Source organism: Azorhizobium doebereinerae UFLA1-100 (assembly GCF_000473085.1).
Taxonomy (GTDB): domain Bacteria; phylum Pseudomonadota; class Alphaproteobacteria; order Rhizobiales; family Xanthobacteraceae; genus Azorhizobium; species Azorhizobium doebereinerae.
In genome coordinates this window covers 1-14,159 of the sequence record NZ_AXBA01000045.1, presented here as the reverse complement: position 1 = coordinate 14,159, position 14,159 = coordinate 1, and the positions used below count along the sequence as shown (strand labels likewise).

15 protein-coding genes are annotated in these 14,159 nt (G+C 66.4%); 1 reads left to right on the top strand and 14 read right to left on the bottom strand.

The features are described from left to right. Position 1: 1 nt before the first annotated feature. The 13 genes from YU1_RS0123285 to trbB form a co-directional block, all read right to left on the bottom strand. Entirely contained in the window at positions 2–1,009 is a 1,008-nt protein-coding gene (locus YU1_RS0123285) for a D-2-hydroxyacid dehydrogenase (RefSeq protein WP_051357259.1), read from the bottom strand. A gap of 119 nt (positions 1,010–1,128) precedes the next feature. Beyond that, on the bottom strand, positions 1,129–2,298 hold the full coding sequence (locus YU1_RS0123280; protein WP_029006129.1) for a mandelate racemase/muconate lactonizing enzyme family protein: 1,170 nt from the start codon (positions 2,296–2,298) through the stop codon (positions 1,129–1,131). A 437-nt stretch (positions 2,299–2,735) separates the two neighbouring features. Continuing rightward, complete coding sequence (locus YU1_RS0123275) at positions 2,736–2,981, bottom strand: DUF2274 domain-containing protein (protein ID WP_029006128.1); 246 nt, start codon at positions 2,979–2,981, stop codon at positions 2,736–2,738. Between the two features lie 2 nt (positions 2,982–2,983). Then, positions 2,984–4,165: a TraB/TrbI/VirB10 family type IV secretion system protein gene (locus YU1_RS0123270; protein WP_029006127.1), complete on the bottom strand. Its 1,182-nt coding sequence runs from the start codon at positions 4,163–4,165 to the stop codon at positions 2,984–2,986. Further along, positions 4,162–5,145, bottom strand: a complete 984-nt coding sequence (gene trbG / locus YU1_RS0123265) for a P-type conjugative transfer protein TrbG (protein ID WP_029006126.1) — start codon at positions 5,143–5,145, stop codon at positions 4,162–4,164. Before trbG ends, YU1_RS0123270 begins: the two co-directional genes overlap by 4 nt. Continuing rightward, positions 5,142–5,831, bottom strand: a complete 690-nt coding sequence (gene trbF / locus YU1_RS0123260; RefSeq protein ID WP_029006125.1) for a conjugal transfer protein TrbF — start codon at positions 5,829–5,831, stop codon at positions 5,142–5,144. The genes trbG and trbF overlap by 4 nt, the downstream gene beginning before the upstream one ends. Then, positions 5,828–7,057 (bottom strand): P-type conjugative transfer protein TrbL, encoded by a 1,230-nt coding sequence (trbL, locus tag YU1_RS0123255; protein ID WP_029006124.1) that lies wholly within the window; start codon positions 7,055–7,057, stop codon positions 5,828–5,830. The genes trbF and trbL overlap by 4 nt, the downstream gene beginning before the upstream one ends. A 1-nt stretch (position 7,058) precedes the next feature. After that, positions 7,059–7,325, bottom strand: coding sequence for a putative entry exclusion protein TrbK-alt (gene trbK-alt / locus YU1_RS0123250; RefSeq protein ID WP_029006123.1), 267 nt, complete (start codon positions 7,323–7,325; stop codon positions 7,059–7,061). An 11-nt stretch (positions 7,326–7,336) separates the two neighbouring features. Further along, a complete protein-coding gene (trbJ, locus tag YU1_RS0123245) occupies positions 7,337–8,089 on the bottom strand; it encodes a P-type conjugative transfer protein TrbJ (RefSeq protein ID WP_029006122.1) in 753 nt (250 codons plus the stop codon). Continuing rightward, on the bottom strand, positions 8,086–10,524 hold the full coding sequence (gene trbE, locus YU1_RS0123240; protein ID WP_029006121.1) for a conjugal transfer protein TrbE: 2,439 nt from the start codon (positions 10,522–10,524) through the stop codon (positions 8,086–8,088). Before trbE ends, trbJ begins: the two co-directional genes overlap by 4 nt. Positions 10,525–10,537: 13 nt before the next feature. Beyond that, positions 10,538–10,807 carry a VirB3 family type IV secretion system protein gene (locus YU1_RS0123235; RefSeq protein WP_029006120.1) on the bottom strand — a complete coding sequence of 90 codons (270 nt, stop codon included), beginning with the start codon at positions 10,805–10,807 and terminating at the stop codon, positions 10,538–10,540. Then, positions 10,807–11,139: a TrbC/VirB2 family type IV secretion system protein gene (locus tag YU1_RS0123230; RefSeq protein ID WP_029006119.1), complete on the bottom strand. Its 333-nt coding sequence runs from the start codon at positions 11,137–11,139 to the stop codon at positions 10,807–10,809. The genes YU1_RS0123235 and YU1_RS0123230 overlap by 1 nt, the downstream gene beginning before the upstream one ends. Continuing rightward, positions 11,136–12,107: a P-type conjugative transfer ATPase TrbB gene (gene trbB / locus YU1_RS0123225; protein ID WP_029006118.1), complete on the bottom strand. Its 972-nt coding sequence runs from the start codon at positions 12,105–12,107 to the stop codon at positions 11,136–11,138. Before trbB ends, YU1_RS0123230 begins: the two co-directional genes overlap by 4 nt. 341 nt (positions 12,108–12,448) lie before the next feature. On the opposite strand from trbB, the gene YU1_RS0123220 reads away from it, so the two are divergent. Beyond that, positions 12,449–13,549: a Fic family protein gene (locus YU1_RS0123220; RefSeq protein WP_029006117.1), complete on the top strand. Its 1,101-nt coding sequence runs from the start codon at positions 12,449–12,451 to the stop codon at positions 13,547–13,549. A 97-nt stretch (positions 13,550–13,646) separates the two neighbouring features. Here YU1_RS0123220 and YU1_RS0123215 read toward each other — a convergent pair. Continuing rightward, positions 13,647–14,159, bottom strand: a 513-nt coding sequence (locus YU1_RS0123215) for an IS66 family transposase (RefSeq protein ID WP_029006116.1), incomplete at its 5' end; no start/stop codon positions are given.

Below are 14,159 nucleotides of genomic sequence, written 5' to 3'. Positions count from 1 at the left end.
GTCAGTAGCCGAGCTGCGGGTCCACGGTGTTGTGCAGGGGCTGTCCCGCCTTCGCCCGCGCGAGGTTGTCGGCGAGGATCGCAAGGCAGCGATCGACGTATCCGTCGGGAGCGTCCGCGGACACATGCGGAAAGACCATCAGATTTGGCACGTCCCACAGGGGAGAGCCCGCAGGCAAGGGCTCCTGTTCGAACACATCGAGGATGGCGCCGGACAAATGGCCGCTGTCGAGCGACGACGTGAGCGCCGCATGGTCGATGACGCCCGCGCGGGCGATGTTGAGGAGGCCCGAGCCCTTCGGTAGCGCCGCAAGTTCGCGGGCGCCCACGAGGCCGCGCGTCTCCGGTGTCAGCGGACAGGCGAGAACGATGATGTCCGCCAGCGGCAGCTCGTCGTGAAACTGGGCCGGCGTCGTCATCCGCTCGATTGCGGCGTGCGGCTTCCCGCTGCGGCGAACCCCTGTGACGCGGAAGCCCGCGCCATGCAGCCGCTCGGCGACGGCGCCGCCCAGCGCGCCGACGCCATGGATCAGCACGCGTCGTCCGGCGGCCACGCCGCGCAGGCGCCGGTTCCACGCATGGCGCCGCTGACTTGAGGCGATCTCCGGCACGCCCTCATGCAGCATCAAGCATGCCATGAGCCCGAATTCACCGACCTTGGCCGCGTGGACACCGCTCGCGTTGGTTAGCGTCAGCGTCGGCGGCAGCCAGTCGAAGGGCGCATAAGCCTCCACGCCAGCGCTGGTGCACTGGATGAGTTTCAGCTCGCGCGCCTCGGACGCGATGAGCGCCGTGTCGAGCCTGCCGGCAATGAGAATGTCAGCGCGTCGAAAGGCGGGCAGATCGCGCTCATCGGAAAAGCGGCAGGTCAACTCCGCCGGTGCGCACAAGGAGCGAAGACTGCCAAGCACGGCTTCCGCAGTGACCTCGTAGGCCGGATCGCGTCCGCGGGCATTTTCGACATAGATCCGCGGCGCGCGAATCCAGGCATCGGAAGCTGTGATGACCATGACGGCATGGCTTTCTGCCAATCGGCGAGGAGAGACCGGCGCGATCCGATCTCAATCGAGCGACACGTCGCGGGCGGCACGCATGCCTCTGAACGCAGGCGATCCGTGCCGGCCCCGCTTCAGGCCGCAGCCTCGCGATAGTCGAAGCAGCGGAACGGCGCGATGGCATCGACATCGACGTCCGCGCCGAGCCCCGGCGCCGTCGGCACCGCCAGCCTGCCATCCACCACTGTCTTGTCAGGGGGATTTTTCAGCACCTGGACGTAGTCATTCGCTTCCGAATAATACGGATATGTTTCGAGCGGCATCGCCATGGCGGACGCCGCTATGGCCTGAATGGAAGCGGCGGTGCAAAGGGAACTGGCACAATTGTGCGCAGAGACGCGCACATTGTGGGCTTCCGCCATTGCGGCAATCTGCACGAACTCGAAGATGCCGCCGCAATTTCCGACATCCGGCATCGCAATATCCACGCCGCCGGTCTCCAGCAGGTTGCGGAAGCCGCCGCGGGTATAGATCCGCTCGCCCGCCGCAATGGGAATGGACCATCGGCCGGCGAGATGGCGCAGTCCTTGGAAATTAAAAGCATCGAGCGGTTCTTCGACCCAGATCAGATCGAGTTCGGCACAGACGTCCATGAAGCGGAGCAACTGGTCGTTGTTGAGCCCTCCGGACAGATCGAACATCAAACCGATGTCCGGCCCCACCACCTTGCGCAGCGTCCTCACGCGGTCGACGGCCCGCTTGAAGGCGCCGTCATCCAACTGGCGACGCTGTACATGCCTCAGGGTCCGCCCCTTCTCGTAGCTGGCAAGCGGATAGCATTTCAGCATCCGATAGCCCTCGGAGATGGGGCGCTCGGCCGAACTGGCCCAGCCGACCACATCGTCGTGCCGAGTGCTCCAGCCGTTGGCGTAGACCTCAATCGTGCTGGTGAACCGGGCGCCAAAGAGTTCGTGAACCGGGACACCCAGGGCCTTAGCCTTGATGTCCCACAAGGCCAGGTCAATCGCGCTAAGCGCGGCGAAGACAACGGCCCCACCGCCCTTCGTCCAGAAGGAGTTGTCATAGATCTCATGCCAGACGTTACGCGGATATCGCGCATCGACCCCCACGATAGACGGTGCCATGTCCGCCAGCATGCCCGCCGCAGCGTCCGCGCCAATGCCATAGGCGACGGCGGCCTCGCCGTAGCCGACGATGCCATCGCGCGTCGACAACTCCACGATGACAGGGCGCTGAGGTCCGCTGCGGATGTTGAAAACGCGGACGTTGCTAATTGTAAGCATAAAATTGACTCTCTTTGCGTGCAGCGAATAACAGAGGGGATGGCTCTCTGCTTGTCGACTTCCTCAGGAACGGCATCGACGAAATCGTCGCGCAAAGCAGCTTAGTCTTGCTCATGCCCGACATTTTCAACCAATACATACCGGCCGAATTTCGATCCAATGTCGATCGCGGTTAGGTCTATGCACAAAAGTTATTGGGAGCTTGCGCCTTTCCCATCTCAACCTCGTCTACATGTCGCAGAACCCGGCGGCGCAGCCAGCCCGCCGTCGTGAAGCAAGTGAATTCCCCCTGGAAGAAGGCCTGCAGGCCTGTCCAGCGTTGGGGAGCATGTCAGTCGGTGAGGTAATCCCGTTCACGGTGACCTACTCGCCTCGCAACGACAACCCAGCGGTACGCACCTCGCTCAGCCTCACACGGACGATGGCCCAGTAGCGGACTACGATGCGCTGATGTTCGCAGCACCGCCAACCGCACGGCGCGCCCTGGCGAATTCGCGATCGGTGGCGATGAAGCGTTCCAGCATGGGCGCGATGAGCTTCACGGGATCCTTGACCGGCTGGCCGGTTTCTCGCGCGAGCACCTCGGCATAGGCAACAAGATCGCGGTGCAGCGCGCCTGGTAGCGAGAGCACCACCTTCACCGGCTTGTCGTTGGGGATGGGTCCGAGTTTCAGCTTCGCCATGGTCAATACCTGTAGGGTTCGAGCACGAGGTCGCGCGTGACCATGACCCGCACCGGGAAGCCGGGGCGGATGGTCAGTGTCGGCGCGACGTTCAACTGCCGCCGGATGATCTCCTGGCCAGCATTATTGATGGTGTCCCGCGCCCCGCTCTGCAGGGCCTGGATCAATGCATCCTGATCATCCATGGCGAGCTCGGCGCTGACGGAGAGTAGCGTCGAAAGCCCGACCGCCTTGGCGAGATCCCACCAGTGCATGTCGACGCCGTCCTCGAGGCCGGCATAGCCCTGCGCATCCGTGCCGGGCTGGCGCTCCAGCACGATGGAGCGGCCATTGGGGAAGATCAGGCGGTTCCAGACCAGCAGGATGCGACGCTGTCCGAAGCCGATGCCATTGTCGTATTGGCCGAGCAGCCGCGTCCCCTGCGCGATGATCAGAATGCGGCCGGTCGGGCTGTCATAGACGTTCTCGGTCACCTGCGCAGTGATCTGGCCGGGCAAGTCAGAGCGGATGCCGGTGATCAGCGCGGCCGGGATGACGGCGCCCGCCTGCAGCACATAAGGCGACGCCGGCGCCATGACGCGATCGGAAGCCACGACGCGTCGATCGACAGCGGCATTGAGGAAGGCAAGCTGGCGATCCTGGGCTGAAGGCGTGCCGCCCGGCCCGACGGCGCCAAGCCCGCTGAAGCCGGAAGCTGCGGATGCTGAAGGCGCCGGCGCGCGAGCCTGCGCAGCCTGGAAGAACACGCGACTGGTCCGCGCGGCTTCCTGTTCGGCGAGACGCCGCTGCTGCTCAGGATCGACCTGTGGCGCTGTCATTGTCGGCGGCACGACGGGCTGGCCGCGGTTCTGTGCATCAAGGATCGGCCGGCCGAGATCGCCGGGCAGCGGCGGACCCAGGATCGGCCCGGTGTAATCCCGCGGCAGGCCGGCAAGGCCATCGGCGGTGGAGCGGTTCTGGGTGGAATAAAGTTCCTCGCCGCCGGTTCCTCTGTCGCGACCCTGCAGCGCATAGATCAACGCGCCACCAATGCCAAGGCTGACGACCAGCCCAGCGCTGGCTAGCACCTTGCGCGAGAGACGCGTGACGCGCGGCGGCTCGGGACGCAGCCGCATGGCGGCGGCGTGATCGGTGGTCGGAGCGGCAAGATCGGCCTCGAGGTCATGATTGTCGGGGCTGCTCATGATGCCGGCCTCCCGTCCGTGCGCTCGATCCGCACCTTCTGCGGACGCTCGCCGCCGCCGAGGCGCAGCTCGGCGGCACCGAACAGCCCGTCGACGATCAGGATGTTCTGGTGGATGCGGCTGTTGACGATCTGCGCATCGCCATCCGCGCCGACGACGAAGAGCGGCGGCATCTCGCCCTGAACGATGCCGCGCGGGAACTCGACATAGACCTTGCGCCCATCGTCATAGACGGCCATCGGCCGCCAGGGCGGCGTGTCGCCGGTGAGCGCATAGCGATAGTTTCGGGCCGTGAAGGCCGGAATGATTGGTGCCGCTGGGGCACTGGCGCGCTGTGCTCCCGGAACCTGCGGATAGGCCCAGGCGACAGCCGGCATGTAGGGCTTCTCGCCGGCGCGCAGCTCGATCATGTAGCTGCGCCGATCGGTGGTGATGACGAGATTGGTGGTTATGTCCGCCCGCGTCGGTTTCACCAGCACATGCACGCGCCGGTTCACACCGTCGCCGCTCTCGGTGTGGCCGATGATCCAGCGTGCGGTGTCGCCAGCCGCGATGGGGCCGCTGCCGGTCAGGCTCTCGCCCGGCTCCAGCGCGATATTGGTGATCTGGCCGGGCGCGGCATAGACCTGATAGAGCGCACCCTCGCTCCAGGGATAGATCTGGATGGCGTTGTAATAGCCCTCGCGGCGCGGCTCGACCCGCGCTGCGGCATTGGCATTCTTCACACGGGCGACGGGCGTTTGGGCGTCCGTGCCGCCCTTGGCCGGCGTCCAGGCGGGCGGCGTGTGGAGCGCGCGCGGACGCTCATCCGTGACAACGGCGGGCACCGTCGGCAGCGCCGGCACCTCACTGTCATAGCTGATCTGCGGCGGCTTCGGTGCCGATGCGCAGCCGCCCAGCGCGCTTGCGGAGAGCAGGAGGACCGCAAACGCGGATCGGCGGAAAGCCGAAGATGCGGGTTTACGGAAAGACGTGTTCACTGGCTCATCTCCCGCGACCAGCTGATAGCGTTGACATAGATGCCGAGCGGATTAGTGAGCAGGCGCTCAGTATCGCGCGGCGACTGGATCACCAGGGTTAGGATCGCGCTCCAGCGCTCGGTGGCGGCGAGCTGGCCGTTCTCGTAGCGCCGCTCGACCCAGGCAACGCGGAAGGAATCCGGCGAGGCCCGGATCACGCTGGAGACCTCGACGGAGATCTGCTGCTTGCCCACCCGGGTGAAGGGATCGTTGGCGCGGGCATAGTCGTTCAGAGCGGCGGCGCCGCGATCGGTGGTGAACTCATAGGCTCTGAGCCAGTTCTGCCTGACGATCACGGGATCGGCGGGTAGGCTGCGCACCTGCTCGATGAAGCGGGCGAGATGCCAGGCAATCTGCGGATCGGTCGGGCGATAGTCTCCGGTGGCCGGTCCCACGGCCTGCGTCTGGCCGAGACGATCGACTTCGACAACCCAGGGCACGACCGTGCCCTTTGTTGACTGCCAGATCAGCGCCGAGGCAAAGCCGGCCGAGAGGAACAGGCTGCCAAAGGCTATCAGCCGCCAGTTCTTGGCCTGCACTCGGGCCGAGCCGACGCGCTCGTCCCACACCTGGGCCGCCTTCTGATAGGGCGTGACCGGCTTGGGCGAAGTTCCGTAATGGGTCGCAGGTCGCTTGAAGAGGCTCATGAGGGGGCGCTCTCGCTGAGGGAGACGGAAGAGCCGCCGGCATGGCTGTCGCCAGAACGCACAGCATGGGCGGCGGCGGAGACGCCGTGGCGAAGCGACTGGCCGCGCTTCATGCGCTTGGCCCAGTCGGGCACGTCACCGGCCGAGGAAGCCGAGGCCGTGCCGTTGATGGCGTTCGCGAGCGGGGTCACGGCGGCGGAGCCTGCGGCCCGCGCGACGTCACCTAGTCCCGAGGCGACACTCGCCATGCCGGACGGTCCGGCGGAACCGAGGCTGTAGGCTGTCGCTCCACCCCGCGCCGCAGCCGCCGTCGCTGAGAGCGCGGCCCCGCCGCCGCGGATTGCGAGGCCGGCAGCACCGCCCGCTGCCAGCAGCGCGCCACCGGCGGCAAGGCCCGTGCCGACGGCGGCCCCGGCGCTTAGCTGCGGGCCACCGGAGACAAGGCCGGCCGCAATGCCGGGGCCGAAGATGCCTAGGCCGAGCAGGGACAGCGCCGCGAGCACGATGGCCATGGCGTAGTCGATGGTCGGCGTATGGCCCCCGAAGCCGGCGGTGAACTGGCCGAACAGGGTCGAGCCGATGCCGATGATCACGGCGAGTACCATGACCTTGATGCCGGAGGACACGACATTCCCCAGCACCCGCTCGGCCATGAAGGCGGTCGTGCCGAACAGGCCAAAGGGGATCAGCACGAAGCCGGCGAGCGTCGTTAGCTTGAACTCGATTAGGGTGACGAAGAGCTGGACGGCAAGGATGAAGAAGGAGAGCAGCACCAGCGCCCAGGCAAACAGCAGGCAGGCGATCTGGATGAAGTTCTCGAAAAGGGCGACCCAGCCCATCAGGTCCGAGATGGCCTCGAGTAGCGGCCGGCCGGCATCGAGCCCGGTCTGCGCCACGTTGCCGGGACGCATGAGATCGCTGACGGAGAATGCCGTTCCCGAGCCCTTCAGCCCCAGCCCGGCAAAGCTCTCGAAGACGATGCGGGCGAGGTTGTTCCAGTTGCCGATGATGTAGGCGAAGACGCCGACGAACAGGGTCTTCTTGACCAGCCGGGCGATGACATCGTTATCCGCGCCCCACGACCAGAACAGCGCCGCCAGCGTCACATCGATGACGATGAGCGTGGTGGCGATGAAGGCGACCTCGCCGCCGAGCAGGCCGAAGCCGCTGTCGATATAGGAGGTAAAGACCCCCAGGAAGTTGTCGATGACGCCGGTGCCGCCCATCTCAGCGCCCTTCAATCGATGCGGGACGCCCGAGGAACCGATCCCGCGTCTGCGCCCAGACCTTCAGGCACGCCGCGTCCTGCGCGGCCGCCTCTCCCAATTGCTGACACCGCCGCTGCTCGTCTCGCAGAGGATCGCGCTCGACCTCGACCGTCCGCATGGGTGAAGGCTCCGGCGCCTTCTCCCGGCTCATCTCCAGGACCGCCGCCGTGCCGGCGATGGCCACAAAGATCACCGCGCCGCGCCGGGCCAGCATGGCTCCGTCCATGTCGGCCTCCTTCAGTTGCTGAACATGCGGGCATTGCCGGCCTGATAGCCGGCGCCGGGAGTGAGGAAGCGCCGGCGCTGCTCGCGGCCCTGCTCGGCGGCGGTTGCGCGTTCCGCCTCGGACAGCGCCGCGGCGCGCCCATTGGCGGACATCACCGCGATCAGGTCAGAGAGCTGCTGCGACTGCAAAGCGAGCAATTGGTTGCCGGCCTGCGTGGCCTGTAGCGCGCCCGTGGCGCCTTGGCTTTGGCCGACGAGGGTCGCCATCTCGGACTTGTTGGCGTCGACATTGCCGACGACGCCGGCCTGCACCCGCAGCGCATCCTGCAGGCCCCCGACCGTGGTCTGCCAGCGCGAACGCGCACCGGCGACGAGATCGGCATCGGAGGCCGAGAGCGGGATGTTGCCGTAGCGCTGCTGGAAGGCCTGGTCGATCTGACCGACATCGAAGGCGATGCTCTGTGCTTGGCCGAGCAACTGCTGGGTGCGCTGGACCGATTGCTGGATCTGCTGCAGCGAGGAGCGCGGGAGGCTGGCGAGATTGCGGGCCTGGTTGATCAGCATCTGCGCTTCGTTCTGCAGCGAGGTGATCTGGTTATTGATCTGCTCGAGCGCCCGCGCCGCCGAGATCATATTCTCCGCGTAGTTCCACGGGTCATAGACCGTGAGGGCCTGTGCGGGCTGGGGCAGCACGGGGCACAGGCCGAGCGGCGCGGTCAGCAGCGCGACGGCGAACGCGGATACGCGCGGACGGGACAGCGTCATGGCTGCGTCTCCAGATTGGCGAGGTTGGGGATGAGGTCGGCGGCCCAACCGAGGCCGCGATGACGCAGCCAGGCATCCAGGAAGCCCTCGCGCTCATGATCCGCGACGATCTTGCTGATGGCCTGTTGGTCGGTCTTGGAGGACGCCGCGCACAGCGCCAGCGCGACCTCGCTGAGGCCCAGCTCGAACAGCCGGTTGCCGCGGCGCGACTGGTAGTAATAGTCGCGCTTTGGGGTCGCCCGCGCGAGGATCTCGATCTGCCGGTCATTCAGCCCGAAGCGGCGATAGATGGTGGCGATCTGCGGCTCGATGGCCCGCTCATTGGGGAGCAGAAGGCGTGTCGGGCAGCTCTCGATGATCGCCGGGGCAATGGCGCTGCCATCAATGTCGGAGAACGACTGCGTGGCGAAGATGACGGAGGCGTTCTTCTTGCGCAGCGTCTTCAGCCATTCCCGCAGCTGGCCCGCGAAGCCCTCATCGTCCAGCGCCAGCCAGCCTTCATCGATGATGATAAGCGTCGGTGATCCGTCGAGCCGGTCCTCGGTCCGGTGGAACAGATAGGCGAGCACCGCCGGCGCGGCCTCCGTGCCGATCAGACCTTCCGTCTCGAAGGCCTGGACGGTGGCCGAGCCCAGATGCTCGGTATCGGCGTCGAGCAGCCGGCCCCAGGCGCCGCCTATGCAATAGGGACGCAGTGCCTGCTTCAGGTCGTTGGACGCTAAGAGGACGCAGAGGCCTGTGAGGGTGCGCTCCTCGACCGGCGCGGATGCCAGCGACGTTAGCGCCGTCCAGATGTGCTCCTTCACCTGCGGCGTGATGGGGACGCCTTCGCGGGTGAGGATGGCATTGAGCCAGTCGGCGGCCCAGGCGCGTTCCGCGGCCTCATCAATGCGCGCCAGCGGCTGGAGCGAAACGCTCTCCGCGCTCCCCTCGCTGAGACCGCCGCCGAGATCGTGCCAGTCCCCGCCCATGGCGAGCGCCGCAGCGCGGATCGATCCACCGAAATCAAAGGCAAACACCTGCGCACCGGCGTAGCGCCGGAACTGCAAGGCCATCAGCGCCAGCAGAACAGACTTACCCGCGCCGGTGGGGCCGACGACGAGGGTGTGGCCGACATCGCCGACGTGGAGGCAGAACCGGAACGGGGTCGAGCCCTCAGTCTTGCCGAACAGCAGCGGCGGGCCATCAAAATGCGCATCGCGGCTCTCGCCGGCCCACACCGCCGAGAGCGGGATCATGTGGGCGAGATTGAGCGTCGAGATTGGCGGTTGCCTGACATTGCCATAGACATGACCGGGCAAGCTTCCGAGCCAGGCGTCGACGGCGTTGATGGTCTCGGTCATCACCGAAAAGTCGCGGCCTTGGATGACCTTCTCGACCCGTCGTAGCTTCTCATCGGCGATGCGCGGATCGGCGTCCCACACCGTCACCGTCGCCGTGACATAGGCGATGCCGGCATGGTCCGCGCCGAGCTCCTGCAGCGCGAAGTCGGCATCTTCCGCCTTGTTTGCCGCATCCGAGTCCACGAGGACGGAGGCCTCGTTGGTCATGACCTCCTTCAGGATGGCGGCGATGGATTTGCGCTTGGCGAACCACTGGCGGCGGATCCTGGTGAGCAGCCGGACGGCATCCGTCTTGTCGAGCAGGATTGCTCGGGTCGACCAGCGATAGGGAAAGGCCAGCCGGTTGAGCTCATCGAGCAGGCCGGGCGTCGTCACCGTGGGAAAGCCGGTGATGGTCAGCACCCGCAGATGCTTGTCGCCAAGGCGCGGGTCCAGCCCGCCGGTGAGTGGCTGATCGGCCAGCAGCGCGTCGAGATAGATCGGCGTCTCCGGCACGCGAACATGGTGCCGATGCGTCGAGACGCAGCCATGCAGGTGGGTCAGCGTCTCGCTGTCATCGAGCCAGCGGCATTCCGGCATGAAGGCATCAATGAGGTTGAGGAGCCGATCGGTTCGGTCGGCAAAGCCGCGCAGCGTCTCTTGGGGATCAAAGCCCGCCTTGCCCCGCCCTTCATAGAGCCAACCTTCGGTGCGGGCGGCATCCTCGGCCGGCGGCAGGAAGGTGAAGGTCAGGAAGTAGCTCGACTCGAAATGGCTGCCGGCCTGTTCGAAATCGGCCCGGCGCTCGGCATCGACCAGAGCGGAGGCGGCGTCGGGAAAGGTGCTGACCGGATAGGTCGCGGCGGCATGGCGCTGCGCCTCCACGAAGATCGCCCAACCCGAGCCGAGGCGGCGGCAGGCGTTGTTCAGCCGCCCGGCGACCGCGACGAGCTCGGCGGGAACGGCGCTGTCCAGGTCCGGGCCGCGAAAGCGCGCCGTGCGCTGGAATGAACCGTCCTTGTTCAGCACGATGCCCGGCGCGACCAGTGCCGCCCAGGGCAGGAAGTCGGCAAGGCGGCGGTTGCGGCGGCGATACTCAGTGAGGTTCATCATCGGCGCGGCCCGCTCAGACCGAGAGGTGCGCGGGGATGCGCAGATGCCGGCGCACCACCTCGACGAAAAGCGGGTCGCGCTTCGCGGCCCACACCGCAGCGAGATGGCCCATCACCCCGATGGCGAGGCCGACCAGCCAGAGACGCAGGCCGAGACCCACGGCCCCGGCAAGCGTGCCATTGACGATGGCGATGGCACGCGGCGCGCCACCGAGCAGGATCGGTTCGGTCAGCGCCCGGTGGACCGGTACGCTGAAGCCGGGGATATCGATCGGCTCGCCCATCACACCAGCGCCCCGCCGCCGAAGGAGAAGAACGACAGGAAGAAGCTCGAGGCGGCAAAGGCGATCGACAGGCCGAACACGATCTGGATCAGCCGCCGGAAGCCACCCGACGTGTCGCCGAAGGCCAGCGCGAGGCCGGTCGAGATGATGACGATGACGGCGATGATCTTGGCGACTGGCCCCTCGATAGACTGGAGGATGGATTGCAGCGGCGCCTCCCATGGCATGGAGGAACCGGAGGCATGAGCGCTGGCCGTGGCCATCAGGCTGATGAAGGTGGCAGACACGGCCAGCCGGGCGGCGCTACGGGCGCGATGGAGTGATCGGATCATGAGGGATCTCCGGTGAAAGCAGGGGTGATGCGGTAGTCGCCATCTGGGCCGAGGCCCTCGACATGGGCGAGTTCTGTGAGCCGGCGTGCGGAGCCGCGGCCGGAGAGCACGGCCACGAGATTGATGGTCTCGGCGATCAGAGCGCGCGGGACGGTGACCACGGCTTCCTGGATGAGCTGCTCCATCCGGCGCAGCGCGCCGATGGCGCTGCCAGCATGGATGGTACCGATCCCGCCGGGATGGCCGGTGCCCCAGGCCTTCAACAGGTCGAGCGCCTCCGCGCCCCGCACCTCTCCGATGGGTATACGGTCGGGCCGCAGCCGCAGCGCTGAACGGACGAGGTCAGAGAGCGAGGCAACGCCGTCCTTGGTGCGCAGGGCGACGAGGTTCGGCGCCGCGCATTGCAGCTCATGCGTATCCTCAATGAGGACGACGCGATCGGAGGTCTTCGCGACCTCGGCGAGCAGCGCATTGGTCAGCGTGGTCTTGCCCGTCGAGGTGCCGCCGGCCACGAGGATGTTGGCGCGCGAGGCGACAGCTTGGCGCAAAGCGCCTGCCTGTCCGCCGGACATCATCCCGGCGCGGACATAGTCCTCGAGCGTGAAGACCGCGACGGCGGGCTTGCGGATGGCAAATGTCGGTGCCGCCACGACCGGCGGCAGCAGGCCCTCGAAACGTTCTCCCGTCTCTGGCAGCTCGGCTGAAACACGCGGAGCTCCGGCATGTACCTCGGCACCGACATGGTGGGCGACGAGCCGCACGATGCGCTCGCCGTCCGCGGGCGAGAGCCGCTCACCCGTGTCGGACAGTCCCTCCGAAAGCCGGTCGATCCACAGCCGCCCGTCCGGGTTCAACATCACCTCGACGACGGACGGGTCTTCCAGGTGCCGGGCGATCGCCGGACCCAACGCCGTGCGCAGCATCCGCGCGCCGCGGGCAAAACCTTGATGATGATGTGCTGCCGCCATGCGAACCCCGACGTGCCGGGGTCCTGACGATCTCATCCCGGGTGGGGATGATTAAAAGAGCCCGATATTGGGCCGGTTCAACAGGATTCGATCCGCGTCGCAGCGTGGCGTGCAATGACAGGCAAACGGCGGAACTGCTGTGCAGTGATCGGAAGCGGCATACGGAGCCTCCGCTTCACGGCTTGAAGCAATGCTCCCCATGCCAGCGCAGGAAATGGGGATGGGGTCGCTCGATCAACCTGCGTGGCGCGATCGCGCGGCTCTGCCATGAGCGATAGGACGACTATCTATCAATCACGTATCCGCTATTATGTGAGCTATAGCCGGAGACCCTATCGCTCATGGAGTGGAACTGGACGCGGCACGGCTGGCCGCATTTTGCCTATGATCCGGTTGCCCTCGAACCGCTGGAGCGGCGGTTCCTGCTGCTCACCGGCGAGGTGATCGGCGCGGTCCGGCATGTCAGCGATGACGAGCGGGACCTGCTGCGGATCGAACTCCTCAGCGACGAGGCGGTCAAGACCAGCGCGATCGAAGGGGAGACGCTGGATCGCCTCAGCGTGCAATCCTCCCTGCGCCGTCAGCTCGGCCTCGACACCGACAATCGCAACGTGAAGCCGAAGGAGCGGGGCATCGCGGAGATGATGGTCGATCTCTACCGGAGCTGGGCGGATCCCCTCGACGCCGATACGCTGTTCCGCTGGCACCGCATGCTGATGGCCGATAGTCGGCATCTGCAAACGATCGGCGGCTATCGTCGCCATGAAGACGCGATGCAGATCGTGTCCGGCCGCCAGGATCGGCCCACGGTGCATTTCGAGGCGCCGCCATCTTCTCGGGTTCGGGACGAGATGGCCGCCTATCTCGCCTGGTTCAATGGCTCGGCCCCGAACGGGGACGCGCCCTTGCCGGCACTTGCCCGGGCCGGGATCGGACATCTCTATTTCGAGAGCATCCATCCCTTCGAGGATGGCAATGGACGCATCGGGCGAACGCTCGCTGAAAAATCCCTCGCACAGAACATCGGCCAGCCGACGCTGATCGCGCTCGCCCATACCATCGAGCAGCATCGCAAGGCCTATTACGATCAGCTCGAGGTCCATCAGCGGACGCTCGATGTCACGGGCTGGCTGGTCTTTTTTGCGGAAACGATCATCGCGGCCCAGCAGACGACGCTCGGCCGCGTCGCCTTCCAGATCGCCAAGGCACATTTTTTCGATCGCTTCCGCGACAAGTTGAACGAACGGCAGGAAAAGGTGATCGGCCGTCTCTTCCGTGAGGGCCCGGGCGGCTTCACGGGCGGCCTGAGCGCGGAGAACTACCTCGCGATCACCGACACCTCACGCCCCACCGCCACACGCGACCTGCACGACCTCGTGGAGAAAGGCGCCCTGACGCGAACCGGCGAGCGCCGGTACACGCGCTACCAGCTGAACCTTTAGGTTGCGGGCGGACAGTTGCGGGCGAAACGTCAGTGGCGCAACCGTTCTGTCCTTTCGATCGCCCTCGGGGCATCCACTTCAACCGTAAGCGTCGTCTTCAGGCCACGTTGCTGAGGACGGGCTGTGCGGGATAGGCCCATGGCAAAAGGTCGTCGATGCAGCTGTTGGGGTGGCCGTTGACGATGCGGGTGATGACGTCCGCGAGGTAGGCCTCGGGATCGCTTCCGTTGAGCTTGCAGGTCTCGACCAGCGAGGCGATGACGGCCCAGTGCTCGGCGCCGCGGTCGGAGCCGGCGAAGAGCGCATTCTTCCGGGTGAGGGCCGGGGGGCGGATGGAGCGCTCCACGATATTGTTGTCCAGCTCGACGCGGCCGTCGTCGAGGAAGAGGGGCAGCCCCTCCCAGCGCGAGAGCGCGTAGCGGATCGCCTCCGNGAGCTTGGTCTTCTGGCTGATCAGCGCCAGCTTCGCCCGCAACCATGGCTCGAGAGCCTCGATGATCGGCCTGCTCTTTTCCTGGCGCGTGGCCTGACGCTCATCCGGGCGCCGCCCCCGGATCGCAGCCTCGACGTGATAGAGCTCGGCGATGCGCTGCAGGGCCTCGCCGGCGAT

Coding starts and splice junctions, on each gene's coding strand:
- YU1_RS0123285 (WP_051357259.1), bottom strand. CDS start 1,009: ATGGTCATCACAGCTTCCGATGCCTGGATTCGCGCGCCGCGGATCTAT.
- YU1_RS0123280 (WP_029006129.1), bottom strand. CDS start 2,298: ATGCTTACAATTAGCAACGTCCGCGTTTTCAACATCCGCAGCGGACCT.
- YU1_RS0123275 (WP_029006128.1), bottom strand. CDS start 2,981: ATGGCGAAGCTGAAACTCGGACCCATCCCCAACGACAAGCCGGTGAAG.
- YU1_RS0123270 (WP_029006127.1), bottom strand. CDS start 4,165: ATGAGCAGCCCCGACAATCATGACCTCGAGGCCGATCTTGCCGCTCCG.
- trbF (WP_029006125.1), bottom strand. CDS start 5,831: ATGAGCCTCTTCAAGCGACCTGCGACCCATTACGGAACTTCGCCCAAG.
- trbL (WP_029006124.1), bottom strand. CDS start 7,057: ATGGGCGGCACCGGCGTCATCGACAACTTCCTGGGGGTCTTTACCTCC.
- trbK-alt (WP_029006123.1), bottom strand. CDS start 7,325: ATGGACGGAGCCATGCTGGCCCGGCGCGGCGCGGTGATCTTTGTGGCC.
- trbJ (WP_029006122.1), bottom strand. CDS start 8,089: ATGACGCTGTCCCGTCCGCGCGTATCCGCGTTCGCCGTCGCGCTGCTG.
- trbE (WP_029006121.1), bottom strand. CDS start 10,524: ATGATGAACCTCACTGAGTATCGCCGCCGCAACCGCCGCCTTGCCGAC.
- YU1_RS0123235 (WP_029006120.1), bottom strand. CDS start 10,807: ATGGGCGAGCCGATCGATATCCCCGGCTTCAGCGTACCGGTCCACCGG.
- YU1_RS0123230 (WP_029006119.1), bottom strand. CDS start 11,139: ATGATCCGATCACTCCATCGCGCCCGTAGCGCCGCCCGGCTGGCCGTG.
- trbB (WP_029006118.1), bottom strand. CDS start 12,107: ATGGCGGCAGCACATCATCATCAAGGTTTTGCCCGCGGCGCGCGGATG.
- YU1_RS0123220 (WP_029006117.1), top strand. CDS start 12,449: ATGGAGTGGAACTGGACGCGGCACGGCTGGCCGCATTTTGCCTATGAT.